19 protein-coding genes are annotated in these 25,789 nt (G+C 65.5%); 14 read left to right on the top strand and 5 right to left on the bottom strand.

Annotated elements, in window-relative coordinates:
* Positions 1 to 47: 47 nt before the first annotated feature.
* From YU9_RS42390 to YU9_RS0124085, 3 genes are read right to left on the bottom strand one after another with little or no spacing between them, the layout of a single operon-like run.
* On the bottom strand, positions 48 to 881 hold the full coding sequence (locus tag YU9_RS42390; protein ID WP_036017976.1) for an N-acyl homoserine lactonase family protein: 834 nt from the start codon (positions 879 to 881) through the stop codon (positions 48 to 50).
* Positions 882 to 908: 27 nt separating this feature from the next.
* Positions 909 to 1,295, bottom strand: a complete 387-nt coding sequence (locus YU9_RS0124090) for a carboxymuconolactone decarboxylase family protein (protein WP_027575101.1) — start codon at positions 1,293 to 1,295, stop codon at positions 909 to 911.
* Positions 1,296 to 1,326: 31 nt separating this feature from the next.
* Positions 1,327 to 2,682, bottom strand: a complete 1,356-nt coding sequence (locus tag YU9_RS0124085) for an MmgE/PrpD family protein (protein WP_245266512.1) — start codon at positions 2,680 to 2,682, stop codon at positions 1,327 to 1,329.
* Between the two features lie 251 nt (positions 2,683 to 2,933).
* On the opposite strand from YU9_RS0124085, the gene YU9_RS0124080 reads away from it, so the two are divergent.
* From YU9_RS0124080 to YU9_RS51145, 14 genes are all read left to right on the top strand, one after another.
* Entirely contained in the window at positions 2,934 to 3,827 is an 894-nt protein-coding gene (locus tag YU9_RS0124080; protein WP_027575099.1) for an NAD(P)-dependent oxidoreductase, read from the top strand.
* Between the two features lie 29 nt (positions 3,828 to 3,856).
* On the top strand, positions 3,857 to 5,251 hold the full coding sequence (locus tag YU9_RS0124075) for an MmgE/PrpD family protein (protein ID WP_027575098.1): 1,395 nt from the start codon (positions 3,857 to 3,859) through the stop codon (positions 5,249 to 5,251).
* A 91-nt stretch (positions 5,252 to 5,342) separates the two neighbouring features.
* Complete coding sequence (locus YU9_RS0124070) at positions 5,343 to 6,278, top strand: branched-chain amino acid ABC transporter permease (RefSeq protein WP_027575097.1); 936 nt, start codon at positions 5,343 to 5,345, stop codon at positions 6,276 to 6,278.
* 2 nt (positions 6,279 to 6,280) lie between these two features.
* Positions 6,281 to 8,053, top strand: a complete 1,773-nt coding sequence (locus tag YU9_RS0124065) for an ATP-binding cassette domain-containing protein (RefSeq protein ID WP_027575096.1) — start codon at positions 6,281 to 6,283, stop codon at positions 8,051 to 8,053.
* Positions 8,040 to 8,747, top strand: coding sequence for an ABC transporter ATP-binding protein (locus YU9_RS0124060; protein WP_027575095.1), 708 nt, complete (start codon positions 8,040 to 8,042; stop codon positions 8,745 to 8,747). The genes YU9_RS0124065 and YU9_RS0124060 overlap by 14 nt, the downstream gene beginning before the upstream one ends.
* 34 nt (positions 8,748 to 8,781) lie before the next feature.
* Positions 8,782 to 10,050 carry an ABC transporter substrate-binding protein gene (locus tag YU9_RS0124055; protein ID WP_027575094.1) on the top strand — a complete coding sequence of 423 codons (1,269 nt, stop codon included), beginning with the start codon at positions 8,782 to 8,784 and terminating at the stop codon, positions 10,048 to 10,050.
* A gap of 34 nt (positions 10,051 to 10,084) precedes the next feature.
* Complete coding sequence (locus tag YU9_RS0124050; RefSeq protein WP_027575093.1) at positions 10,085 to 11,311, top strand: ABC transporter substrate-binding protein; 1,227 nt, start codon at positions 10,085 to 10,087, stop codon at positions 11,309 to 11,311.
* Positions 11,312 to 11,340: 29 nt separating this feature from the next.
* Positions 11,341 to 11,721, top strand: coding sequence for a carboxymuconolactone decarboxylase family protein (locus tag YU9_RS0124045; RefSeq protein WP_027575092.1), 381 nt, complete (start codon positions 11,341 to 11,343; stop codon positions 11,719 to 11,721).
* A gap of 15 nt (positions 11,722 to 11,736) precedes the next feature.
* The gene (locus tag YU9_RS0124040) at positions 11,737 to 12,507 is read left to right on the top strand and encodes an SDR family oxidoreductase (protein ID WP_027575091.1); all 771 of its coding nucleotides are present in this window, start codon (positions 11,737 to 11,739) and stop codon (positions 12,505 to 12,507) included.
* A 23-nt stretch (positions 12,508 to 12,530) separates the two neighbouring features.
* Entirely contained in the window at positions 12,531 to 13,271 is a 741-nt protein-coding gene (locus YU9_RS0124035) for an SDR family oxidoreductase (RefSeq protein WP_027575090.1), read from the top strand.
* A 23-nt stretch (positions 13,272 to 13,294) separates the two neighbouring features.
* Positions 13,295 to 14,011 carry a GntR family transcriptional regulator gene (locus tag YU9_RS0124030; protein ID WP_051380498.1) on the top strand — a complete coding sequence of 239 codons (717 nt, stop codon included), beginning with the start codon at positions 13,295 to 13,297 and terminating at the stop codon, positions 14,009 to 14,011.
* Positions 14,012 to 14,035: 24 nt separating this feature from the next.
* Positions 14,036 to 15,010 carry a tripartite tricarboxylate transporter substrate-binding protein gene (locus YU9_RS0124025; protein WP_027575088.1) on the top strand — a complete coding sequence of 325 codons (975 nt, stop codon included), beginning with the start codon at positions 14,036 to 14,038 and terminating at the stop codon, positions 15,008 to 15,010.
* Between the two features lie 294 nt (positions 15,011 to 15,304).
* Complete coding sequence (locus YU9_RS0124020) at positions 15,305 to 16,642, top strand: erythromycin esterase family protein (protein ID WP_027575087.1); 1,338 nt, start codon at positions 15,305 to 15,307, stop codon at positions 16,640 to 16,642.
* A gap of 2 nt (positions 16,643 to 16,644) precedes the next feature.
* Complete coding sequence (locus YU9_RS51145) at positions 16,645 to 17,982, top strand: phosphoribosyltransferase family protein (RefSeq protein ID WP_371259190.1); 1,338 nt, start codon at positions 16,645 to 16,647, stop codon at positions 17,980 to 17,982.
* 65 nt (positions 17,983 to 18,047) lie between these two features.
* On the opposite strand, the gene YU9_RS0124005 is transcribed toward YU9_RS51145, so the two are convergent.
* Both YU9_RS0124005 and YU9_RS0124000 read right to left on the bottom strand, forming a co-directional pair.
* Positions 18,048 to 18,983 (bottom strand): hypothetical protein, encoded by a 936-nt coding sequence (locus YU9_RS0124005; protein ID WP_027575085.1) that lies wholly within the window; start codon positions 18,981 to 18,983, stop codon positions 18,048 to 18,050.
* Positions 18,962 to 25,603 carry a filamentous hemagglutinin N-terminal domain-containing protein gene (locus YU9_RS0124000; RefSeq protein ID WP_198028294.1) on the bottom strand — a complete coding sequence of 2,214 codons (6,642 nt, stop codon included), beginning with the start codon at positions 25,601 to 25,603 and terminating at the stop codon, positions 18,962 to 18,964. Before YU9_RS0124000 ends, YU9_RS0124005 begins: the two co-directional genes overlap by 22 nt.
* Positions 25,604 to 25,789: the final 186 nt, after the last annotated feature.

Raw genomic sequence — 25,789 nt, 5'->3', positions numbered from 1 at the left:
CCGAACCGCAACGGTCGCGACGCAAGCTCGGAACCCGCCACGTGCGGTCACGCTGGCGTGCGCCGGACGTCCTCGCGCCGAGCGGCCCCTGACGGCGCCACGTCGAGACGGACTGCGATGCCATTGAAGTCCGGGCTCGGTGCCGGGTAGAGGTTCATGACCAGCGGATCATGGCCGGGAACGATGTGGTCCGCGCCAGGTGCCGCGGCCCGCAGCTTGTCGAAACCCACCAGCATGTCGCCGACGTGAAATGCCGTCGTGAACGGACGCTCGCTGGTCATGCTTTCGTAGAAGTGACTGACGTCGGAGGCGAGCACGACAGGGCCGCGGCGCGTGTTGACGCGGACGAACTGAAGACCGGCTGAATGGCCGCCTGCGGCGTGGACCGTCACCCCAGGCGCTATTTCGGCGTCTCCATCATAGAACAGCACACGGCGCGCGTAGTTCAGCCGTACAATTCCGCAGATATCCTCGACTTCGAACGAATGGGACAGCCTCGGATATTGCATATAGCGCCCCGTGGCATAGGCGAGCTCGCGCTCCTGGAGGTGAAACCGCGCGTTCGGAAACCGGTCAAAATTGCCGGCATGGTCGTAGTGCAGATGCGTGAGGATCACATCCTCGACGTCGGCCGGGTCGATATCGAACGCCCGAAGCGTCTCCACCGGGCAGCGCAGGAAATTCCGCCCGCGCTGCTTCGCGATCTCGGCGTTGAACCCGGTATCGATGACGACGATGCGCCCGCCTCCCCTCGCCAGCCACATGAAATAGTCCATCGGCATCGGCCCGTCATGCGGATCGCCGCCGATGAAGTGCTCGCTGCGCTGCGCCTCCCGCGTTGCATAGCGGATGGCGAAGAGCTCGTATTCCGGGTCAGCCATGGAGTCTTCCAATCAGGCGGCGGGCTTTCAGGACCCCGCGTCGACCTCGTTGAAGGCCTCGCGCGCGTTGCGGAAGGCGTCGATGCCGGCGGGAACGCCGCAATAGACGGCGACCTGGAGCAGGATCTCCTTGATCTCCTCCTTGGTCAGGCCGTTCTTGAGGGCGCCTTTGACGTGCAGCTTCAGCTCGTGCGGCCGGTTCAGCGCACCGAGCATCGCGAGATTGACGATCGAGCGCGTGCGCCGGTCGACGCCGGGCCGGGTCCACAGAGCGCCCCAGCAGAACTCGGTGGACCACTCCGCCATCGTGCGCGTGAACTCGTCGGCGCCGGCGATCGACTTGTTGACATAGTCCTCGCCGAGCACTTCCTTGCGGACTTTGAGGCCCTTCTCGAATAGTTCAGTCTTGCTCATGATCGTCCTTTCCGGTCTTGAGAGATCCTAGTTAAGGGTTGGAATCCGTGTGGCGCGACGCCGAGGGCGGCCGCAGCGATTGCAGGAGATTGGCGACGTCATCTGCCGCCTCGAGCCGCCAGATCGCGTCGATGACACGTTCTGTGTCCCAGTCGCTTCGACCGCTTCGCACGCCGTCGCGCAGCTTGGCCTCGATGTCGCGATCTTCGAGCGGTGCAGCCTGGCTGCCGCGCGGCGAGATGACGGTCTCGGTGAGGACCTCGCCGGACAACAGACGCAAGATGACGCGCGCGGCACCATCGGGCATCTCGCTGTCCAGCTCCGCCCTCACCTTCTGCCGGAATTGCGCGATATCGCGCCGGACCACTGTCTCGAAGGCGAACTCGGCAACTCCGGCCGTGCCGAGCAGCAGTCCGCAGGCCACGCAATGATGGATACTGACGCGCGCATCACGCTCGTTGTTGACGGGGCGGTCGCCGCGGGCGAGCAGCAGCGCCGAGCCCTGCACGATGACCGACTCGATCTGGTCGGCTCGTCCAGCGATCCGTTCCCGCAACAGGAGGCAGGCGTCGATGACCGCGTGAAAGACGATTCCTGCGGGATACGGCTTGTAGGTATTCTTCGCGATCTCCCAGCTCTTTCCGAGACCATCGAACAGCTGCGCGTGATCGAGTTCGTCTCCCATGGTGCGGGCCCAGCCGAGGGGACCTTCGATCGCGCGGGGGGCCGCCTCGTAGCCCTGCTGCGCAAGCAGCGCCGCAAATAAACCATTCCGCGCAGCGTTGCCCACGCTGACATTCTTTGCGGCGCTGGGCAGGTTTTCGACATTGCCGGCCGACTGGCTCGCTGCAATTCCGATGGCATTGGCAATCGCTTCCGCCGGCAGGCCCAGCAGCTTCGCACACGCCGCCGCCGCGCCGAAAATTCCGCAAGTCGAGGTGATGTGCCAGCCGCGCGCGTAATGACCCGGCGAGACCGCATTGCCGATCCGGCACTCCACATCGACACCGAGGATGAAGGCCGTGAGCACCTCGCGCCCCGATAGCCGGCCCGTCTCCGCAAGCGCCAGGACGGGAGCTGCCACCGGTGCTGCCGGGTGAATGATCGTGTCGGGATGGGTGTCGTCGGAGTCGAGCAGATTCGCCGAGACGGCGTTGAGAAACGAGGCGCACAATGCATCCATTCGCTCGGAACGGCCGATGACCGTCGCAGTCGCGGCGCCGCTGAACGGCGACAAGGTCCGCATTGCGGCCTCGACCACCGGATCGCGTGCAGAGCCTAGCGCGGTTGCGAAGAAATTGAGAATCGAGCGCCGCGCCTCGTGGCTCTGCGCCTCCACGTCCGCCCATGACGAGGCAGCGACGAAATCGGCGAGCGTCTTGCTCACACTCGGAATCGGATCTTGCGGCACGCGGGACGTCTTCCTCGTTTTCTTTCGACCTTATGCCGATCCGCGGCAAACTGTCGATCCCAAATGTTATGCTTGACAGCTTGTCTGACAATCATAACAATCCCGCCCGCTGGCGCGGGATCCCGTCGCCGCAACGATGGCGGTCGGCACGGCCAGCCGCCGAGAACGATCGACCAGAAGACAAATAAGGCGCGCCCGTCACGGGACCGCGCGACAGGGAGTGAACGATGGCGGGAGAGACGCTCGGCGTGATCGGCACGGGCCGCATGGGCGGTCCCATGGCGGGACGATTGATGGACGCGGGCCATTCGCTCGTCGTCTTTGACACGCAGGCCGAAGCAACTCAGCCGCTGGTCAAGCGTGGCGCGCTGCTCGGCAAGTCGCCGGCCGACGTCGCCTCGCGCGCCGACATCGTGCTCGCCAGCCTGCCGACACCCGACATCGTCAAGACCGTCACGCTCGGCCAGGACGGCATCAGCAGCGGCAACCGTGCCAAGATCATCATCGACCTGTCGACCTCTGGGCCCGGCGCGGCGAAGCTCGTCGCCGAAGGCCTGAAAGCCAAGGGCATGACGCTGGTCGATGCGCCCGTGAGCGGCGGCATCAAGGGCGCCGTCAACGGCACGCTGGCCGTGATGGTGTCGTGTCCGCAGGCGACCTTTGAGACCGTGCAGCCGATCCTGAAGAACTTTGGCAAGCTGTTCTACACCGGCGACAAGCCCGGCGTGGCGCAAACCGCCAAGCTCGCCAACAATCTGATGGCGGCCGCCGCGCTGGTCATCACCTCGGAAGCCGTCGCCATGGGCGTCAAGGGCGGCGTCAACGCCAAGGTCTTGATCGACATCATCAACGCCAGCAGCGGCCGCAACAGCGCCTCCGAGGACAAGTTCCCCCGCGCGGTGCTGCCTGGCACATTCGATTTCGGCTTCACCACCGGCCTTTCCTACAAGGACGTCCGTCTCTGCGTGGACGAAGCCGAGGCCATGGGCGTGCCGATGGTCTGCGGCGCGGTCGTGCGGCAGATGCTCGCGATCACCAACGCCAAATACGGCGCGTCGTCCGATTTCACCTCGATTGCCAAGGTGCTCGAAGAGTGGGCGGGGGTCAAGATGCGCGGCTGATTGCGCGCCTTCAGGGAGAACAACCCGCGATGACGATCGGCCCGACCGGTTCAGGCAAGGTATCGCTCGCGCGCCAGATGGCGCGGAGCGTGCTTGCGCTGGATCTCGGAGATTTCGGGCCGGAGGTCGTCGCCAAGGCAAAGCTCTGCCTGCTCGACTTCCTCTCCTGCGCGGTCGAGGCGGGCCACCATCCCTGGAGCCGACAGGCCGTTGCGATCGCGCAAGGCGGTGGCGGCGCAACGATCATCGGGACGTCGCAACTCTCGTCCCCGGCCGACGCGGCCTTTGCCAACGCCGTGATGGGACATGGTCTCGTGCGGGAAGACATGCATGCGGCGAGCATCGCGCACCACGGCGTCGTGATCTGGCCGACGCTGCTTGCGCTGTCGGAACAGACGCCGCTGCATGGTGCCAGGCTGCTCGCGGCTGCCATCATCGGCTATGAGGCCGGCGCGCGGATCGGACGCGCGCTCCTGACGTCCGATCTCGCGCGCCTCTATCGCCCGACTGGCCTGGTGACGCCTCCGGGCGCGGCGCTCGCGGGAAGTTACGCGCTCGGCCTTTCCGAGGACCAAGCTACCAGCGCCATCGCAATCGCGGCCAATACATCCAGCGGACTGAACGAGTGGCCGCATGCCGGCGGCTCGGACATGTATTTCCATCCGGGTTTTGCCGCCAGCAACGCGATCAAGGCCGTTGGCCTCGCCGCAGCGGGCGCGTTCGGTTCAGAGACAATCCTCGAAGGCGAAGCCGGCCTGTTCGCTGCCTATCGCCGCCAGGCTGCGCCCGACAGCATCGCGCTCTTCCCGGACGGCGGTTGCGAGATCATGGCCGTCTACAACAAGCCGGTCCCAGCCTGCAATTTCGCGCAGACGGCGGCACAAGCCGCGCTTCGCGTCTCGCACGAGCTTTCCAGCACTGAGGAGATCGACCGCGTCGTCATTCGCGCGCCCGACGCCGCCGTTCGCTATCCCGGTTGCGATTCAAAAGGGCCCTATCGCAACGCGCTCCAGGCCAAGATGAGCATTCCGTTCAGCGTCGCGGCGACGCTGGCGGGGGGCGAGATCGAGGAAGCGAATTATGCGGGGCTCGACGATGCCGACATCGTCCGCCTGGTTGGGGTCACGGACCTGAAGGCAGATCCCGGCTTCACCGCCGCCTTCCCCGGCAAGCAGGGCGCGGATGTGACCGTGCATCTGCGCGATGGCCGGACCATTAGGCACGCCCTGCCCGACGTCATCGCCGCAACGCCTTCAGACATTCGCGCACGCTTCCGCGCTGCCGCCAGCCGCGTGCTCGGTGACGATCGCGCACATCGGCTCGAGCAATTCATCGACGACTGCGAACAGCTCGGCAATGCAGGAATCATCGCCGCGCAATGCCGTCTGCACGCAACGGAACGGACTTTGCGACCGGCATCGTAAGAAATGCCGGAGAGTATGGGGGAAACATGGTCGACTTGGAGACCAGTGTAGCATCGTCAGCCGGTGCAGACGCTGCGCGGAGGCGGAGCTGATGGAAGGATTCCTGCAAGCGCTCGCCGCGGGCCTTTTGATCGGCGCAGTGTACGGCCTGATGTGCGTCGGGCTCGGCCTGATCTTTGGCGTCATGCGGGTCATCAACTTCGCCCACGGCGACTTCATGATGCTCGGCATGTACACCGCCTTCTATCTGTTTACTGCGGCCGGCGTGCAGGCGCTGTTCGGCAACGCGGTGGGACCATTCGTCGCCATCCTGCTGGCCGGGCCCGTGCTCGCCGTGTTCGGCTATTTCGTCCACCGCACACTGATCTCGCACGTGTCCGGGACGCGCACAGCCTCGCTCGAAGGCGAAGGCCATTACGCCCAACTCATCCTCACGCTCGGCATCGCGCTGATCCTGCAGAATGGCGGACTCATCGTGTTCGGCTCCGTGCTGGCCTCGATCCGCACGCCGCTGTCGAGCTCGGCCTGGGAGATCGGCCCCTTGTTCGACATGAGCATCTTCCTGAACAAGGCGCGCAGCATCGACGCGATCGTTTCGCTGGCGATCATGGTTCTGCTCTCGCTGCTGATCACGCGAACACGGATCGGCAAGTCGCTCCGCGCCGCCGCGGACAACCCGACGGCCGCGACCTATATGGGCATCGACGTCGACCGCGCGCACCGCACCGCCTTCGCGCTCGGCTGCGGCATCACCGCGATCGCCGGTGGCCTCCTCGCCACCAACTATCCCTTCCACCCGTTCGTCGGCCTCGAATACGTCATCGTCATGTATGCTGGCGTCGTGCTCGGCGGCATGGGCAGCATCATCGGTGCCTTCTGGGGCGGCATGACGATCGGCCTCGTGCAGCAGATGTCGACGCTGATCCTGCCGACACAGCTGCAGAACGCCGCGATCTTCGCCGTCTTCCTCCTCATCATCTTCTTCCGCCCGCAAGGCTTCTTCGGGCGCATGGTAGAGAGGACGTGACCATGCTCCGGATGCATTCCTTTCTTCCTCCCCTGCTCTTCACCATCGCCTATGCCGCGCTCTCGCTCGGCGTCACCAATTCCTACTACCAGCTCATCCTGACGCTGGTGCCGGTGTGGGCGGTGTTCGGTCTGTCCTGGAATCTGCTCAGCGGCTACACCGGCCTGATCTCGTTCGGCCACGCCGCGTTCTTCGGTATCGGCGCCTATGCGACTGCGCTCGGCCAGATCTATTTCAACATCTCCCCCTGGCTGCTGATCCCGGTCGCCGCCATGCTCGGCGGCATCGCCGGGCTCCTGATCGGATTTCCGACCTTCCGCCTGCAGGGCCACTACTTCGCCCTCGCGATGCTCGCCTACCCGCTCGCTATCCTCTACGTGTTCGAGTGGCTCGGCTTCCAGGAGGTGACGCTTCCGATCAAGCGCGATGCGCCGATCGCCTATATGCAGTTCGCCGATCCCCACGTTTACACGCTGCTGGGGCTCGCAATCATGCTTGCCACCATCGTGCTGACGCAAGTGATCGAGCGATCCCGCTTCGGCATGGCCTTGCTCGCGATCAAGCAGAACGAGGCTGCGGCCGAGGCAGCCGGGATCAACACTTTGGCCTGGAAACTGCGCGCCATCACGCTGAGCGGTGCAATCGCCGCCGCCATCGGCGGCTTCTACGCGCAAGTGCTGCTCGTCGTGACGCCGCAATCGGTATTCGGCATGCTGGTGTCCGCGCAAGCGCTGACGGTGGCGATGTTCGGCGGCGTCGGCACGGTCTGGGGTCCGGTCATCGGCTCGGTGATCCTGATCCCGCTCGCCGAGATCCTGCACGCCGAGGCCGGCGCGCGCTTCCCTGGCATTCAGGGCGTGATCTTCGGCTTTGCCATCGTCTGCGTCATCCTGCTCGCGCCTGAAGGACTGTTCTGGAAGTTGCGCGATCTCCTGCGCAAGCGGATGGCATCCAAAGCGGCCGCGGCCGACATCCCCGACACCTCGGCCGCCAACGTCACGGCGCTGAAGCCCGCCTCGCGGCAGCGCGCCGCGACCGGCGAGGTCGTGCTCGAGGTGAAGAACCTCTCGCGCTCCTTCGGCGGCCTCAAAGCCGTGCAGGATGTCAGCTTCAAGCTGCACAAGAACGAAATCCTCGGCATCATCGGCCCGAACGGCGCCGGCAAGACCACGCTGTTCAACCTCCTCAACGGCTTCCTGAAGCCGAGCCAGGGCGAGGTGCTGATCGACGGCCGCAACATGTCCGGCCAGCGGCCACACGTGATCTGCGAAGCCGGCATCGGCCGCACTTTCCAGGTGATGCGGCCGTTCCTGCGCATGTCGATCCTCGACAACGTCGTGGTCGGCGCCTATGTACGCGCGCACTCCGACGAGGAGGCGCGCAAGCTTGCCGCCGATGCGGTCGCCCGTGTCGGGCTCTCTGCGGTCGCCGGGCGTGTCGCCGGCGAGCTCTCGACCAAGGAGCTGCGGCTGATGGAGCTTGCCCGCGCGATCGCCGGCCAGCCGCGCATCCTGCTGCTCGACGAGACGCTCGCGGGCCTCGGCCATGGCGAGGCCGACGAGCTCGTCGCCGTCATCCAGCAGCTCGCGCGCGACGGCATGACCATCGCCATCATCGAGCACACGATGCAGGCCATGGTCCGCCTGGTCGACAGCTTTCTCGTGCTCGACCACGGCGCCGTCATCACCGAGGGCCTGCCTGAAGTCGTGACGCGCGACAGCCGCGTGATCGAGGCCTATCTCGGCAAGAAATGGGTGGGCCATGCTGCGAATTGAGCGATTGAGCGCGGGCTATTCCGCCAAGCCCGTCCTGAACGACGTCTCGATCTGTGTCGGCGCGGGCCAGTTCGTTGCGATCGTCGGGCCCAACGGCGCCGGCAAGACCACGCTGTTCAAGACGATCTCCGGCATCGTGAAGCCGAGCGGCGGGGCAATCACGTTCGACGGCTTCGATCTCCTCGCGGTGCCGCCGCCGCAGCGCGCCCATCTCGGTATCGCCCACGTCCCCGAGGGCCGCCAGGTCTTCCCGTCGCTGACGGTGATGGAGAATCTCGAAATGGGTGCGATGACCGAAAGCGGCCGGCGCGACTGGCAGGCCAACATCGAGCGGATCTTCGAGTGGCTGCCGGTGCTGAAGGAGCGCCGCAATCAGTTCGCCGGCACGATGTCAGGCGGCCAGCAGCAAATGCTCGCGATCGGCCGCGGCCTCGCCTCCTCGCCAAAGCTCCTGATGCTGGACGAGCCCTCGATGGGGCTCGCACCGTCGACCGCCGACTTCATCTTCGAACGCCTGATCGAGATCCGCCGGCAGTCGGGGCTGACCATGCTGCTGGTCGAGCAGCGCGTCGCAGAGGCGCTGGAATCCGCCGATCGCGGTTATGTCCTCGAGGCCGGACACGTCGTGCTCGAGGGCAACAACGCCACGCTGCGCGCCGACGACCGCGTGCGGAAGGCCTATCTCGGCATGTGACCAGCACAAGAACAATGAGCAGGGAGGAAACAAGATGAACAAGACATCGAATGGCAATAGATCGAATGGCAAGAGATCGACAGGTTTGACGCGGCGGACCGTGCTGTCCGGCGCCGCCGCCGTCGGCCTCGCCGGCGTGGCACGCGCGCAAGCCCCTGGCGAGATCAAGGTCGGACTGATCGTGCCGCTGTCGGGAATCTACACCCGCCCCGGCCAGGTGATGAAGATGGGCGCAGAGATGGGCATCGAGCACATCAACGCGCAAGGCGGCATCAAGGCGCTCGGCGGCGCCAAACTGAAGCTTGTGGTGATCGATTGCGGCGACACCACCGAGAAGGCCAAGAACGCGGCACAGCGCATGGTGGCGCAGGAGTCCGATCTGGTCGCCGCAACCGGCTCCTATCTCTCCTCCTTCACACTCGCCGTCACCGAGGTGACCGAGCGGGCCGAACTGCCGATGCTGACGCTGTCCTATTCGGACCTGCTGACCGATCGCGGATTCAAATACATCTTCCAGACCGCCGCGACCGCGAGCCGTCAGTCTGAGCTCGGCCTGCCGACGCTGATGAAGCTCGCCGAGAATGCCTCAGGCAAGAAGCCGAAGACCGTGGCGATGCTGATGGACAACACCGCGACCTCGGTCGCCACGGCCAAGGCGCTCAAGGAGAAGCTGTTCGCGCAGGAAGGCCTCCAGCTCGTCGTCGAGGAGGTCTGGACCCCGCCGCTGTCGGATGCGACGCCGCTGATCCAGAAGGTTCGCTCGGCCAAGCCCGATCTGCTGCTGTTCATGCCGAATGCGGTGTCGGACGCCAAGCTCGGGCTGGAGAAGATCAGCGAGTTCGGCCTCGGCCAGGGCAAGATCCCGACCGTGTCCTTCAGCATCACCATCGCCGAGCCGGACATGCTCCAGAGCGTGAGCCCGGAGACCGTGCAAGGCATCATGACCATCGTCGCCAACTGGGGCTCGAAGGGCCACGAGGCTCTGATCGCCGAGCTCAAGACCAAATACAAGGAGCCCTGGATGACGCAGAACGTCATCTCGACCTACGGTGACATGTGGCTGATGAAGGAAGCGCTGGAGAAGGCCGGCAAGGCCGACCGCAACGCGGTCGCGCAGGCCTTCCGCACCATGGATGCAGGCCCGTCGAAATACTATCCGGGCGGCCAGCTCAAATTCGACGAGAAGGGTCGGAGGATCGGCGCCGGCGTCGTCATCGTGCAGTGGCAATCGGGCGTGCCAGTCACCGTTTATCCGCCCGAGCTCGCGCAGGCGCAGCCGTTCTGGCCGAAGAAATCATCATAGAGCCTCGCGCGATTTTTCAGGGAGGAGAATTGTCATGAGCAAGATCACGATCACCCGACGAACGCTGATCGCCGGCGCCTCCGGCTCGCTGATCGCATCCCGCGCCTGGGCGCAGCAACCCTCGGAGGTCAAGGTCGGCCTGCTGGTCCCGATTTCCGGGCTCTATGCTCGTCCGGGAACGGTGATGCGCGAAGGCGCCGAGATGGCGGTCGAACACATCAACGCGCAAGGCGGCATCAAGGCGCTCGGCGGCGCCAAGCTGAAGCTCGTCGTGCTCGATTCCGGCGACACCACCGAGAAGGCCAAGAACGCCGCCCAGCGTATGGTAGCCCAGGAGAGCGACCTGGTCGCGGCAAGCGGCGCCTATCTGTCCTCGTTCACGCTCGCGGTGACCGAGGTCACCGAGCGCGCCAACCTGCCCGTTCTCACCCTCTCCTACTCCGACCTGATCACGGATCGCGGCTTCAAATACGTGTTCCAGACCTCGGCCACGGCGGGCTCCCAGGCACGCCAGGCCTTGCCGCAGATCATCAAGCTGGCGGAGACGGCATCCGGCAAGCGGCCGAAGACGGTCGCGATCCTCACCGACAACACGGCCGCGTCGATCGCCTCGGCGAAATCGATGCGCGAAGGCCTGCTGGCGGAGAACCAGCTGCAGCTGATCGTCGACGAGACGTTCACGCCGCCGCTCGCGGACGCGACGTCGCTGGTGCAGAAGATCCGCTCGGCAAAACCCGATCTGCTTTTCTTCCTGCCGACGGTGATCTCGGACGCCAAGCTGCTGCTCGAGAAGATGAACGAGTTCGGCCTCGGCCAGGGCAAGGTGCCGACCATTTCGTTCGGCATCGCCATCGCCGAACCGGACATGCTTCAGACCGTCAGCCCCGAACTGCTCCAGGGCGTCTTGACCTGCGTTGCGAGCTGGGGCGCCAAGGGCCACGAGGCCCTCATCGCCGAATTGAAGACCCGCTACAAGGAGCCGTGGATGACGCAGAACGCGATCTCCACCTATGGCGACATGTGGGTGATCAAGGACGCGCTGGAGAAGGCCGGCAAGGCCGACCGAGTCGCCGTCGGCGAAGCGCTGCGCTCCATGGATGCCGGTCCCTCGAAATATTACCCGCTGGGCGAGATCAAGTTCGACGAGAAAGGCCGCCGCGTCGGTGCCGGCATGACCATCGTGCAGTGGCAATCCGGCGTGCCAGTGACGGTGTTCCCGCCGGAGCTCGCGCTGGCAAAGCCGTTCTGGCCGAAGAGCTGATCCCGCCCGAACAGGAAACGGAGAACAAGATGGACAAGGCGACCTATGACCGCGGTCTCGAGATCCGCAAAGCCGTGCTCGGCAACGAGTTCGTCGATAAGGCAATCGCATCCGCGGACGACTTCAACCGCCCGATGCAGGACCTCACCACGGAATATTGCTGGGGTTACGTCTGGGGGCGCGAGGGACTGACGCGCAAGACCCGCAGCTTCCTCAACCTGGCAATGCTCTGCGCGCTCAACCGCCCGCATGAGCTGAAGACCCATGTCCGCGGCGCGCTCGCCAACGGCGCGACCCGTGAGGAGATCCGCGAGGTCTTCATGCAGGTCGCGATCTATTGCGGTGTGCCGGCGGGTGTCGATGCGTTCCGGAACGCGAAGGAAGTCTTCGCCGAGCTCGACAAGGCATAACGGAGCATTGCGGCGATGAAGGGCAAATGGGCGCTCGTGACCGGTGCGGCGGCAGGACTTGGCCTCGCCGTGGCAGAAGGCCTGGCCGGCGCGGGCGCCAACATTGTCCTCCACGATCTCGTTGCACCGAAACCGGCCGCAGATGAACTCCGCGCCCGCTTCGGCGTCGAGGCGATCGCAGCCGGCGTCGATCTATCCCGGCGCGAGGCAATCGAGGCCATGATGGCGGACCTTCTCGGCTGCTGCGGCGCCATCGACATCCTCGTCAACAACGCCGTCGTCAGGCATTTCTCTGCGATCGAACAATTCCCGTCCGAGAAATGGGAACAGGCGCTGGCCGTCAACCTTTCGGCGCCATTCCATCTCATCCGACTGGCGCTGCCGGAGATGAAGCAGCGTGGCTGGGGCCGGATCATCAATATGGGCTCGATCTATTCGAGCCGCGCGGTCGAGGACCGCATCGACTACGTCACCACCAAGACGGCAATTCTCGGCATGACCCGCGCCGTGGCCATCGAGACCGCCCGCAGCGGCATCACCTGCAACACGCTCTGCCCCGGCACGCTGCCGACGCCGGCGATCCTGAACAAGATCGCGACGATGGCATCGAGCAGCAATCGCCCGATTGATGACGTGACGCGCGAGTATCTCGGCGAGCGCCAGCCCACGCAGCGCTTCATCGAAATGGATGCCGTCGCGGCCATGGTGGTCTTTCTCTGCGGTCCCGCGACAAATGACATCACCGGCGCCAGCCTGCCGATCGACGGCGGCTGGTCCATCGCATGAGAGCATGAAATGGGAGTGTTGCGATGACTGAAGGATCGGGCCAAACCGTCGTCCTGACCGGCGCTGCGGGCGGCATTGGACGCGCCATTACCAAGGCGCTGCTGGAAAGCGGCCGTCGCGTCGTGCTGGTCGATCGCGACGCCAAGGCTCTTCAGGAACTGGCGGCGACGGCGGGCAGCGCGGTGTTTCCGATCCAGCTCGACGTCAGCGATGCACAGGCCGTGGACCGCCTGCCGGACGCCGTCCCAGCGCATTTCAACCCGGTCGACGTCCTCATCAACAACGCCGGCCACGACATCGGCGGGCGGACGCGTTTCGACGTCGGCTCCGCGGACGACTGGTCCAATATCATCCAGACCAATCTGATCGGCCTGATGCGCGTCACCCGCGCGCTCCTGCCCGACATGGTCCGGCGCAACGCCGGTCATATCGTCAACATCAGCTCCATCAACGCCGTCCGTATTGTCCCTGATATGGCCGCCTACAGCACCAGCAAGGCGGGCGTGCACATGTTCACCGAGACCCTGCGGGGCGAACTGGCGGACACCGCGATCCGGGTCACCGAGCTCCAGCCCGGCCTGACCAGGACCAACATCATCCTGACCCGCTACCGCGGCGACAAGCAGAAGGAAAAGGACTATTTCGACCAGTTCAGGATGGCGCTCGAGCCGGCCGATATCGCCCGTTCGATCGCCTTTGCCCTTGACCAGCCCGCCCACGTTCAAATTGCCGAAATGATGATTCTGCCTGTAAACCGGTACTGAATCATTCCAACCAAGGCCCGGACATGGAAAGACGCCGCGAATTGCAGTCGACACTCCGCATCGATGACGTCCCGACCGTCCGAGCGATGGTGGCGCAAAAGCTGCGCGAGGCGATCATGTCCGGCACGCTGAAGCCGGGCCAGCGTCTGGTCGAGCGCGAGCTCTGCGAGATGATGGGCGTCAGCCGCCCCTCGATCCGGGAAGCGCTGCGTGCCCTCGAGGCCGACGGATTGGTCAATACGGTCCCTCACCGCGGCCCCGTGGTTTCCACGATCAGCCTCGAGGAGGCCCGGCAGCTGTACGCAGCGCGCGCGGTGCTCGAAGGCTTCGCCGGCCGTGAATGCGCCAGGCTTCACGACCCGGAAGTGGCGCGCCGGATCGGCGAAGCCCTGACGCGGCTGAAGGCCGCCGCAGCCAAGCAGGACCTCGTCGGATGCCTGGAAGCCAAGACCGACTTTTACGCGGCGCTGATCGGCGGCTGCCGCAACGCCTTCATCGAGCGCATGCTCAAGCCGCTGCATGACCGGATCCAGCTGCTCCGGATCACCTCGATGTCGCAGCCGAAGCGGATCAACAAGAGCCTGCGCGAGGTCACAGCGATCTGGCGCGCGATCCAGAACGGCGATCCGGATCTCGCCGAGCGCTGCTGCGTCGACCACATCAATGCGGCTGCGGTGGCCGCGCTCGACATGATCGAAAAATCGTCGGCAGCCAAGGAGGCTGTGCCTTCCGACGACTAAAACAACGCCGCCAGGGAGTGTTCGATGACGTATCTCGTACGATCGCTGATCCTGCTTGTCCTGCTCTATCCCTGCGGCGAGGCCATCGCGGACGACTATCCCTCACGCCCGGTCACGATCATCGTCCCCTTCTCCGCCGGCGGTCCCGGCGACGTCATCGCACGTATCCTTGGCAGCGCCATGAGCGCGACGCTGAAGCAGTCCATCGTGATTGAAAATGTCGTCGGCGCGGGCGGCACGCTCGGCACCAATCGCGTCGCCAGGGCAGCACCTGATGGCTACACGCTGCTCCTGATGCATGTCGGCCAGGCCACCGCCCCTGCCCTCTATGCCAAGCTGCCGTTCGATCCGGTCGGGGACTTCGCCATGATCGGGCTCGTCACCGACGTCCCGATGATCCTCGTGGCGCGGCCGAACTTTCCAGCCAAGGATCTCAACGAGCTCATCGCGCAGATCCGCAACGCCGGCGACAAGATCACCTTCGGCAATGTCGGTCTCGGCTCAGCCTCGCAGCTCTGCGGTTTGATGTTCATGAGCGCGACAGATACCAAGCTCACGCCCATCTATTACAAAGGCGGCGGGCCGGCACTGAACGACGTCATCGCCGGCCACATCGACGTCTATTGCGATCCCGCGACGGGACCAACGTCCTATATCCAGTCGAACACGATCAAAGGCTACGCGATCACCAGCAAGAAGCGCGTGGCGACGCTGCCTGGCGTGCCGACCTCGGCTGAAGCCGGCGTTCCCGCCTTCGATGTGACGACGTGGTACGGTCTCTACGCGCCGCGCGGGACGCCCAAACCCGTCGTCGAGCAGCTCGTGAGCGCGCTGCAGGCGGCGTTGAAAGATCCCGCGCTGATCGGCCGCTTTGCCGAGCTCAGCATGGCTCCGGTGGAGCCCGAGCGCGCGACCCCGGAAGCCCTCGAAGCTTTCCTGAAAGCTGAGATCAACAGATGGGAACGGATCATCAAGGCGGCTGGAATCGAGCCGCAGTAGACGCCGCTTGGCGACATCGCGGTTTCCAAGCCGGGTGACGGCGCCGCTACGGCCCTGCACGGGATTTCGCAGCCGGGCGGGCAACATGCCGGCGCGACCACCGGCTGAAGCAACGTCAACCCGAGGAGAGCCGGGAATTGCTTTCACCGGGCGAGGAACGTCGGACCAGCGCTCGAGTTGATTCGGGAGTAGCGCTGGCCGGCGCTTCCAGCGCGCGCGCCTAGGATGATCCCTGAAGCCCGTGCGCGCGCTCATGCCGAAGAAGCGCGCACAACCATCCAGGGGAACCTGGCCATGACCCTTTCACCGGCTGCCGAGCAAGTTCGCGAGAGGACTAATCGCGAGTTGGTCGATCTCCTGCGCGAGGCGGGCGAGCATCTGCCCGCCGCCGAACGGGACGACTTCACCTCGTTCTTCGACCGGTTCGGCGAAGCCAAAATTGTGATGCTCGGCGAAGCCACGCACGGCACATCCGAGTTCTATCGCGCGCGTGCCAGCATCACCCGGCAGTTGATCGAGCATCACGGTTTCAACATCGTCGCGGTCGAGGCCGATTGGCCGGACGCCGCGACGGTCGATCAGCTCGTGCGGCAATTGCCGTTCGAACGGCCGCTCGAGCGGCCGTTCGAACGCTTTCCGAGCTGGATGTGGCGCAACATCGAGGTGAAGCAGTTCGTCGACTACCTGCGCTTCCACAACGATGCCTGTCGCGCGGACCGGAAGGTCCAGTTCCGGGGACTCGACGTCTATAGCCTGAGGAGCTCCATTGCCGCCGTCATCGCCTATCTCGAGCGCGTCGACCCGGAGCGCGCCCGCGCGGCGCGCGAACGCTATTCCTGCCTCACTCCTTGGCAGGCCGACCCCGCCAGCTACGGTCATGCCGTTCTGTCCGGACGGGACACATGCGAGGACGAGGTGGTCACGCAATTGCGCGAGCTATTGGCGCAACGCCTCTCCTATGCGGAACGCGACGGCGAGGCGTTCTTCAACGCCGCGCAGAATGCGCGGATCGTGCGCGCGGCCGAGCAGTACTATCGCATCATGTATCGCGGCTCTACCGAGTCGTGGAACCTGCGCGACCGTCATATGTTCGACACGCTGCAATATCTGATGCAGCAACGAGGGCCGCAGGCCAAGGCGGTGGTCTGGGCCCACAACTCGCACATCGGCAACGCCGCGGCAACTTCCATGGGCTGGGCCGGCGAATTCAACATCGGCGAGCTCGCACGCAACACCTATGGCGACGAGGCCGTGCTGATCGGCTTCGGCACCGATCGCGGTACGGTGGCTGCGGCGACCGATTGGGGCGGCGAGATGGAGATCAAATCGGTTCGGCCCGCGCGCGAGGACAGCTACGAGTACCTGTTCCACCGCACGGGTCTGGCGCGTTCGCTGACCGACTTTCGGCCCCCCGGCCGGGGCGAGCTGCGCGACCGGCTGACCGGCCCGAGGCTCGAGCGCGCCATCGGCGTCGTCTATCGGCCTGAGACGGAGCGCCTCAGCCACTATTTCGAGGCGGTGCTACCCGATCAGTTCGATGCCTTCGTCTGGTTCGAGGAGACCAACGCAGTGACGGCGCTTGCGACACGCGCCGCATCGGGTGCCGCAGAAACGTATCCCTTCGGGTTTTGATCATGGCAAGCGCAAGGGAACAGCTCGGCGAAGTGGTTGTCGGTCCGCACCGTCTCGCCGGCATTCTGGGGCTGCCGCAAGGCGCAACCGGCATCGTGATTTTTGCCCACGGCAGCGGCAGTGGCCGCCTGAGTCCGCGCAACAACCAGGTCGCCGCGGCGCTCCGAGAAGCAGGCTTCGCCACGCTGCTGCTTGATCTGCTCAGCCCGGAGGAGGAGCGCGACCGCGGCAACGTGTTCGATATCCCGCTATTGGCATCGCGACTCACGGAGGCTGCGGACTGGACCCGCAACAGGCCGGAGCTCGCAGCGCTTCCGATCGGATATTTCGGCGCGAGCACCGGTGCTGCGGCCGCGCTGGTCGCGGCTGCGGGCCGGCAGGACGTCGCGGCGGTGGTTTCGCGCGGCGGCCGCCCGGATCTGGCTGGCGAGGCGCTGCACGCCGTCACCGCACCGACCCTGTTGATCGTCGGCGGCGCCGATCTGCCGGTGATCCCGCTCAACCGTTCGGCCTTTGCGGAGCTGTTCTGCGCAAAAGACCTCGTGATCGTGCCGGAGGCGACACACTTGTTTGAAGAGCCTGGTGCACTTGAACGGGTGACGCAACACGCCATCCGCTGGTTCCGCCGGTTTCTGGCATCGCGGCGCTCGGACGGTGTAACCGATGATCATTTTGTTTTTGCCGACCGGCGAGACGCCGGGCGCCGGCTGGCCTCGGCGCTCATGAAGTTCAGAGACAGCGGCGCGATCGTGCTTGCGCTGCCGCGCGGTGGCGTGCCCGTCGCGTTCGAGATTGCGCAAGCGCTGCACGCCCAACTGGACGTCGCGCTGGTGCGCAAGATCGGCGCGCCGGGACACGAGGAACTCGGGCTCGGCGCGGTCGTCGATGGCGCCCACCCGCAGGTCGTGCTCAATGAGGAGATCGTGCGCGAGATCCAGCCGGGCACGGCCTACCTAGAGGCCGAGATCGCCCGCCAGCTCGCCGAAATCGAACGCCGGCGGCGGCTTTATCGCGAGGACGAACCGCCGCCGGAGATTGGCGGGCGCACCACGATCGTCGTCGACGACGGGATCGCGACGGGCGGAACGGTGAAAGCCGCGCTCAGGGCGCTGGCAAGGTCAAAGCCCGGCCATCTCGTACTTGCAGTGCCGGTCGCTCCCCGCGACTCGCTTGCCGATCTCAGCGCGGAGGTGGACGAGATCATCTGTCTCAGCAGCCCCGATCCGTTCTATGCGGTCGGCATGCATTACAGGGATTTCGGCCAAACCTCGGATCAGGAAGTTACTGAACTCCTGCATCGCTCGAAGGCCGCAGGAAGCAAGGCCGCGGGAAGCGCTTGATTGGCGCATCTCCACCGCGAGATTTCAGCGCGATGAGGGGCGGCCAAGCGACGGGCGGCCCAGAGTCACGCCACTCCGGCAGGGCCATCGCCGAATGCGGGCTCGATCAAGAGCTTGGCACCTACCGGACCAGGACGAAAGAGACCTGACCACCGACATTCAGGTCTTCGTCGACGCCCCAGTACCGGTTCGAGGGCCATCACACCGGCCGCGAGCGCCGAGGCCTGGTCGACCACACCTGCGCCGAGATTCCAGTTGCTCTTGAGCACGATGTCGCCGGAATAATTCAGCTCCATGCCCGCGCGCGCGTGGAAGTTCGACTGGCTCGTCAGCGAGCCAAGATCGGCGTAGCCGGCGCTGACGTCGAGGTCGCGCACGAACTCGACCAGCGTGCCGGCGCCGTAATCCGCCAGCACGTTGAGCTTGCCGGCCGAGACCGCCGTGAGATCGAGTTCGGCCTGACCGCTGCCATTGACTGTAACGCCGACGAAGCGCGGATCGGATGCAAGAGCCGCGAGGTCGAAGCGCTTGTAGCCCTCCAGCACGATCTCGCGCGCGCCGTTGATCGCGCCGGCGAAGCTGACATTCACCTTGTCGGCCCCTGGCTGCTCGATGACGGGCGCACGCAGGGTCACCTTGCCGCCCTCGCCGCCCGCCACGTCGATCACGCCGCCCAGCACCCTCAGCACGCCGTTGGAGATTCCCAAGGTGACCCGGCCGGAGCCGAGCCCGTCCACCGAGTCGTTCGCGCCTGCCCGCAGCAGCGCCGTATTCGTCATGGTCAGGCCCTTGCCGCCATAGATCGAGATCGAGCCGCCATAAGTCGCACGCGCGTCGATTGTGCCTGCGATGATCACGCTGCCCTGATCGGCTGCCAACGCGAACTCCTCGGCCGTCGTTGCGCCGTCGACCGTGACGTCGCCGGAGCGAATCCGGAAGCTGCGCGATTTGGTGAAGCCGGCGCCATTCAGGCGCTGGTTCAGCCCGGCGAAATCCGACAACGCGGCGATGTCGAGTGAGAAGGAGCCGCCACGTTTGCCCGCCGCAGCTTTGGCATTGATCGTGCCGTCCAGCGTGACCTGGCCGCTATCCTGCTCGATCGCAAGCGTGCCCGCGCCGCCCCCGATGGGACGCCCTCGGAATCGCGGGCGGAGCCGAGGTCGAGGGTCGCGCCCGCCGCGAACAGCACCGAGCCGCCGTGGGCGCCAAGCGAGATGGTCCCCGCATCGGCATATTCGGACACGTCGAAGAACTTCTTTTCGAAGCCTCCGACGTCGATCCGCGAACCCGCCGCCAGATTGATGTTGCCATTGGTGGCGTTCAGCTTGACCGTTCCGCCCAGAGCGTCAATGCGTCCGGCGAAATCGATGGCGCGGCCGGTGAGTGTCCAGCGGGAGCCGAGGCTGTCCTGATCGCGCGCCGGGCTTGCCGTCCCGTGATCGGCAACCGTGAGGATGCCGGTCGTGGTGATCGATTGCTGGCTACCGCCCCGGCCAGTCAAGACCGGCGCGGACAAGGTCAGCGCCGCGCCGGCGACATCGAGCGAGCCTTTGCCTTCGCCGGCAATGCGCGTCGTTCCCGTCAGCACGATCGTGTCGAAGCCGCGCAGTGCCTTGGCGCCTTCGCCCAGAGCCAGTTCGGTCGCGGTGAGCTTCAGGATGCCATGGCCGGCGCCGACCGGCTCGCTGAACGTGCTCGCCGTATTTTCCAGCACGACCCGATTGCCGTTCACCGCGATCTCGTTGTTGCCGCGGCCGACCAGCCCTGCAGCGTCGAGCGTCACGGCCTGGAGGCCCGACAGGTCCACCGCGCTGTGGAAGTCGATGGTGGAATAGCTGCGCAAGGTCAGGTGCTGGGTCTTGTTGAGCGCGGCGAGCGCCACTGCGTCGAGCACCAGTCCGCTGCCACCGCCGAAGCCGATCTGGCCCGACGCCAGGGACAACGCTGCGCCCGTCAGGCTGGCCTGGGTGACGAGTGCATTCCCCGTCGCGTCGATCAGAAGAGTCTTGCCGCCATTGAGAACGGCTCCGGCGCCGATCTTGACCTGGCCGCCGACGGTCGTATCGACGTTCTTGCGGCGGACCCGCACCGCGTCGCCGTTGGACAAGCGGATCAAGGCGCCCCAGTCGCGATCGGACGCCTGCGGGGCCATGACGAGATCGCCGGCTCCGGTCGGTGCCTCGCCGCGCGCGACGATGACGCTGCCCGCGGAGATGTCGATCGTGTCGCTTGCGGCCAGGATGATCTCCGGCCCGGTCAACGCCGAATTTGCACTGTTGCGCACAACGATGTCGTGGGCCTGCACATCCACGCGCAGACCGCCGACGTCGCCGCTGCGGAACCCACCGACCAGCAGGCTGCCGGCGCCGAAGCCGGACAAGGCAACGGCATCGATGACGAGATAACCATCGGCCCGCAACGTGCCGGCGCTCTGGTCGGCACCCAGGATTGCGATCTTGTTTGCGGCGATATCGACCAGGCCGCCACGGCCGCCCGCTGCGGCCTGGGAGCGCAGCTCGCCCTTCAGAATCAGATCCTGCGTCGCCTTGAACACCACCGAGCCGCCGTCGACCGGCAAACGCGGCGTGACGACTTGCTGACCGGTGAGCCGATACTGTGTCAGCTTGAACGCATCGGAGGCGAAGAAGGTATTGGCGAACGCTTCATTGTACTCGCTGTATTGCCGGAGCACCGAGCCCGACATCACCCGCCACGAGGACGACTGCTGGTCCCGGCTGCCGTCGAGCGCATTGGCCCGATAGCCGGACACGATCGCCGTACCGTCGGCAAGCACCGCGGACGTCCTCGCCTGGCCCGTCGAACCGGCGACCGCCTGGATCGCGTAAGCGCCCGGGAGCATCGCGTAGGAGGCGGGCAGCAGCGTATACCAGCCCGCCGGCAATCCGCTGCCGGCGTCGAGCCAGATGCGGTCGCCAGTGCGGATCGACGCCGAGCTGGGTGCAGTCGCACCGGCGAAAGCCGGCATGACCGCGAACAGGCCCGGAAGCGCCAGCATGTCATGCGAGCCGCCCGGTCCAGGCACGTGCTCCCACGCCATCAAGTCGCCGCCACCCTTGATGTTGACCACCGATCCGGGGGCGAGCTCGACCGTCGGCGCCTCGAGCGTCACGCGCTTTTCCGGCAGGCTGGAGATCGTGGTCGGCAGCGACCCGCTCTTCACCGTCCAGTTTTCGTTGTTGCTGAGAGCACCGTAAGGCAGCACGAGGCCATCGCCGGTCACCGAGGTCACGCTGCCGGCGCCGAGGGTGAGGCGCTGGCCGGCCTTGAGCGTGATCTGGCCGAACGGCGCGCGCAGCGTGCCGTTCTGCTCGATCGTCGGTGCTTGAAGCGTCAGGGTGCCGCCGGCCGACAGCGCCGGGCCGGCAAAGCCGTTCTGCTGCACGATGAGCTTGTCGCTGGCCCTGATCGTCGCGTTGATCTGCGAGGTGGGATAGATTTGGCCGGCCTTCACGATCAGCGTGCCGTCGACATCCAGGAACGCGGACTGGCTGACATCGCTCTGCGTCAGCCGGACGTCGCTCGCCTCGACCACGGTTTGTTCGAAGCCGCGGATGTTCGCCTGCACGATGTCGATCACGGATCCAGCCAGCGTCAGCGTACCCGCGCGCGACGGATTGCTCGGCGCCAGGCTGAACAGCGAGATGTAAGGCGCCGAGAACTTCGAGCCGGCGCCATTGCCGTTGATCAGCGATCCCGTGATCGAGATCGAGCCGCCGAATGCGAGGTCGACACCGTCCAGTCGCGTCGTCGACGGCAGATCGAGATCGGCGAACCCGGCCCCCTGGAGGCTCGAGGTGCGTACGACCAGGCCGGACTGGGCAGCCGCCGTATCGGACAGGACCACGGTCGACAGGGCAGACTCCAACCTCACCTTGCCGCCGCGCGCGCCACTGCCTCCACCCTGGCCCTGCAATTTACCCTGGACCAGTCCGTGCTGGGCTTTGACGGTGATCGAGCCGCCATTGCTGGCGAGGGTGACTGGCGCGAACTGGCGGTCGTCCGACTCGATGTCGAATTCGCCGCTGGCGCCCGCGACGTCAACCAGCGAGCCGGATTCGAGGTTGACCGTGGCGGACTCAAGCGCGACCGAGCCGCCATTGCGGACGACGCCGCTCCGGTGTCCCTTGACATCGATGTCGCCGACTGCCGTACCGCGCGCGACGATCGCGCCGGTATTTTCCACGACGAGCGATCCCGCGCTTGACTTGAGATTGATCGTGCCAGCCAACGCCTCCACCCTGCCGGCAACCCGCAATGTGCCGTTCGAAGCACCGAGCAGGGACAGCGCGATCGTGCCGCCGGTGTCCGTCCGCACCGTCGCCCCCTCGCCGACCGTCACGGACCTGCCGCTGAGCGAGAGCGACGTCGGCTTGAGCGCCAAGCGCTGCGACTGCGGCAACACGGCGAGCGGGCCCATCGCGCTGATCGGCGTGCCCGTGCTGAAGCCCGAGACGTCGACGCCCTTGAGGTCGACGTTGTAGGGGAGCTGGGTGACGGTCACGCCTTCAGGAACCGTGATATCGCCGCCGGTAGAGATCTGAAGCGAGCGGAAGCCCCGGTCCGAGAACAGGGTTTCCGACAGTCGAATCGTGTTGGGGGAGGTCGGCGTGCCGCCGCCGATCTGCAACGACTCCGTGGTGAGATTCATGGCCAGGCTACCGCCGGAGCCAGCCGCATAAGCGCGCATGTCGGCGTTTGCCAACTCCGTCACATCGGTGGTGTTGAGCGTGATCGTGCCGGCGTCGCCGAATTTTACTTGCGGCTTGCCGTTGCGCAGCCGATACCAGCCGCCGCCGGATACATCGAGCACGACACCCGGCTGATAGTGGGCCTGGTCGAGCGCGATGCTGCCGCCGTTGACGACCGGCGGCAGCGCCGAGGCGGCGCCCTTCACCTGGTTCACCCATTGGCCACTGACGTCGATGGCTGCACCGGCTCCGAACGAGACGTTTTCCGCGCCCAGGAGGTTGACGGTGCCGCCGGGAGCACGAATCACGCCGTCGATCTTGAAATCCTGGCTGTATGCAACGGTAGAATTGGCCTTGATCGAAAACGTGCTGCCGGGCGCCAGCTCGAGCGTCGTACCCTTCTCGATCGTGACGTTATTGGAAACGTAGAGCTCGATCGTATTCAGCCCGGCATCTGCAAGCACGTCGGAGTCGAGATAGGTCGTCCGCAACCGGAACGAATCCTGATTGCCGGGAGTGCCCGAATACCAGGTGGACGGGAGCGACGAACTGGCCGTAAAACTCGTCGGCAGCTGCGTCGGATCCTTGGAGATCACGAGCTTGCCGAGCAGCCACAGCCGGTCTTCGTCGCCGCTGCCGCCGAACGTCAGCGAGCCGGCCTTGGCAGTCTTACCGCTTGCGGACTGACGCTCGCCTACGATCACGCCGCCCCAATAGCCGCCCTCCAACGCAACGCCTTCGGTAGCGTAGAACTGGATGGCACCGGCATCGCGTCCTTCGGTAAAGCCACGCTCGAAGTGGCTCGCTGACCACGGCGTGCTCCAGGAATCCGATTTGCCCCAGTTGCTGTGCGTGCGAGTGAACCCGCCGGCGAAGCCCACATAGACCCTATCCGGCGTTGCCAAGGCGATGTCGTAAATCTTGCCATCAGCGCCGAGCAGCTTCGTCGAGCTGACCATGCCGTCTTGATAGCGAAACGAACCGCCCGAGACATCGAGCAGCGAGCCCTGACGGGTAATGATCGAGCCGGCCGATTTGAGCGTGATATTGCCGCCGATGGTCGACAGTTCGGCGAGAGTGGTCTTGCTATTGCCGATCCAGGCCGAGACGTCGCCCAGCGGCGTCCCGATCCATTCACCCGCCGCGCCTCCCCAGCTCACGCCGGCCATGGGACCATCGGCGAAGACACCGCTGGCGCTGCGATCGATGATGATCTTCTGCCCCCGCAGCCAGGAATTCCGCAGCAGCGGAGAATCGCGCAGCTCGTTGATGCGCAATTCGGCCTGCACGAACCTTCGCGACATGGGAATGAGGACATCCTGCACGCCGGCGGCGCTGACATAGGCGTCCTCGCCGATATAGATCCGGCTGCCGTCGCGAATAGGCGTCTCGCCGTTGATCGGCTCCTCGGTGGGCGCGGGCGAAGTGCTGGCCACGATGCTGACGGTGCCGGCGGGAACGAGGATATTCGCCTGCGCCCCAATATCGATCAGGTTGCCGCGCAGTTCGACGCGCCCCGGCTTGTAGCGGGTGCCCTTCGCCGTCTCCTCGATCTCGCTCGTGTCGGTGGCGTCAGGCAGAACGGCGGTGACGCTGCCCGGCGACAGATGCAGGTCACCCGTCTTCCAATACACGAGTTGGGCGTCCAGGCTGCCGCTCGATGCCATCATGCCGTGGCTGTAGGCATCGAGCCGGATCGATCCTTCGCGGTTGTTGAGCGCGGTTGCGGCCAGCATCACGCCGCCCTGGAAGATCTCACGCCCCATCGCGGTGATGTTGCCGCGATCGGACTGCACGACGCCGGTGTTCACGATCTTGTAGCCGACCGATGCGGCGCGCGCGTACATCTCGGGAAGCAGGATGTCGCGAACGCTCTCGCCCCAGGGCCTCTCCAAATAGAGGTTCGAACCGGCGATCGCACCCATCAGATGGTTGTAGTTGAACAGCCAGGGCATCGGGGCCGTCACCGCGACGTCCACACCGCGCACGTCGCCCGGATTGGTCCTCAGATAAACCTGTTCACCGGCGGCCATGATGATCTGACCGTCGGGGACGCTGATTTGGCCGGCGTTCGAGACGATCGGCGCGAACAGCATCGCCTTGCCGCCGGTCCTCGCGCTGATCTGAGCTCCAGTCTGGATGGTGACGTCACCCGGAACGCCATCCGGCGTGAACCGCGCGGGCTGGCTTGGATCCGTGGCCGGCTTTTGCGTATCGGCCAGCCGCGGATTGTATTCGCCGAACGTCGGCAAGTGCATATCGTTGGTGAGCACGATGGAGGTATTGATCCCGGCCAGGAACTGCGCGTTCGACAAGGCGACGGAAGAGGCCACGAGGGTGCCGACATCGACCTGGCTGGAGCCGCCGAAGATGATGCCGTTCTTGTTGATGATGTAGACCTGTCCCTCGCTCCTGATGGTGCCGAGGATCTGGCTGGGAACGAGGCTGGGGTCGAGCACGCGGTTGAGCGCGATCCAGTTGGCGGCGCCACCGCCCCCGGCGGACTGGTTGAAATACAAGTCGGTCTCGCGTCCGACATTGAACTTGTTCCAGGTCAGGATTGCTTTCTGCTGGTTCTGCACGACCTCGACCTGGACCCGGCCATTCGAGCCGGTCGATTGGGTCGGCAGAGCGGCGCCGGTCCAGGCAGGCTGCCCGTCGATCACCGCGGTCGGATTGCTGGTCGGATTGAGGCCTCCGGGGGCAAGTCCGTTCGGCACATTCGGAAGCAGCTTGCCGGGATGATTCTTGTCCAGACCCAGATTAGCCGGACCGAGCAGTGCGCCGGCCCTCGCTGCCGCCTGCACGTCGCGCATCGCCTGAAGCGAGGCGTTAATTCGGCTCATCGCCTGTGCCGATGCGATCGCCCCCGCCTGCCCCGCCGCGTTGGTCGTCACGGCGACGTTTGCCACGGGGCTCGCGCTTCCGCCGCCCAAGTTGCGCGCGTCGGCAGCAGCCGATCCCACCAGCAACGCAGCTACGCTGGCACCGCTGAGGAACATCGCGTGTCTGACGGACCGGAACGAGCGAAAACGGACGGTGCGGTGGGACAAGACGGCATTCCTTCTGGCAGCGCAGCTAGACCCAATGAAGGGTCG

The sequence above is a fragment of the Bradyrhizobium sp. WSM1743 genome (assembly GCF_000473065.1).
GTDB lineage: Bacteria > Pseudomonadota > Alphaproteobacteria > Rhizobiales > Xanthobacteraceae > Bradyrhizobium.
The sequence above is the reverse complement of the archived record's forward strand: the minus strand, read 5'-3'. Positions and strand labels throughout refer to the sequence as shown.

Coding starts and splice junctions, on each gene's coding strand:
- YU9_RS0124050 (WP_027575093.1), top strand. CDS start 10,085: ATGAGCAAGATCACGATCACCCGACGAACGCTGATCGCCGGCGCCTCC.
- YU9_RS0124055 (WP_027575094.1), top strand. CDS start 8,782: ATGAACAAGACATCGAATGGCAATAGATCGAATGGCAAGAGATCGACA.
- YU9_RS0124090 (WP_027575101.1), bottom strand. CDS start 1,295: ATGAGCAAGACTGAACTATTCGAGAAGGGCCTCAAAGTCCGCAAGGAA.
- YU9_RS0124045 (WP_027575092.1), top strand. CDS start 11,341: ATGGACAAGGCGACCTATGACCGCGGTCTCGAGATCCGCAAAGCCGTG.
- YU9_RS0124025 (WP_027575088.1), top strand. CDS start 14,036: ATGACGTATCTCGTACGATCGCTGATCCTGCTTGTCCTGCTCTATCCC.
- YU9_RS0124065 (WP_027575096.1), top strand. CDS start 6,281: ATGCTCCGGATGCATTCCTTTCTTCCTCCCCTGCTCTTCACCATCGCC.
- YU9_RS0124020 (WP_027575087.1), top strand. CDS start 15,305: ATGACCCTTTCACCGGCTGCCGAGCAAGTTCGCGAGAGGACTAATCGC.
- YU9_RS0124075 (WP_027575098.1), top strand. CDS start 3,857: ATGACGATCGGCCCGACCGGTTCAGGCAAGGTATCGCTCGCGCGCCAG.
- YU9_RS51145 (WP_371259190.1), top strand. CDS start 16,645: ATGGCAAGCGCAAGGGAACAGCTCGGCGAAGTGGTTGTCGGTCCGCAC.
- YU9_RS0124040 (WP_027575091.1), top strand. CDS start 11,737: ATGAAGGGCAAATGGGCGCTCGTGACCGGTGCGGCGGCAGGACTTGGC.
- YU9_RS42390 (WP_036017976.1), bottom strand. CDS start 881: ATGGCTGACCCGGAATACGAGCTCTTCGCCATCCGCTATGCAACGCGG.
- YU9_RS0124070 (WP_027575097.1), top strand. CDS start 5,343: ATGGAAGGATTCCTGCAAGCGCTCGCCGCGGGCCTTTTGATCGGCGCA.
- YU9_RS0124080 (WP_027575099.1), top strand. CDS start 2,934: ATGGCGGGAGAGACGCTCGGCGTGATCGGCACGGGCCGCATGGGCGGT.
- YU9_RS0124035 (WP_027575090.1), top strand. CDS start 12,531: ATGACTGAAGGATCGGGCCAAACCGTCGTCCTGACCGGCGCTGCGGGC.
- YU9_RS0124060 (WP_027575095.1), top strand. CDS start 8,040: ATGCTGCGAATTGAGCGATTGAGCGCGGGCTATTCCGCCAAGCCCGTC.
- YU9_RS0124030 (WP_051380498.1), top strand. CDS start 13,295: ATGGAAAGACGCCGCGAATTGCAGTCGACACTCCGCATCGATGACGTC.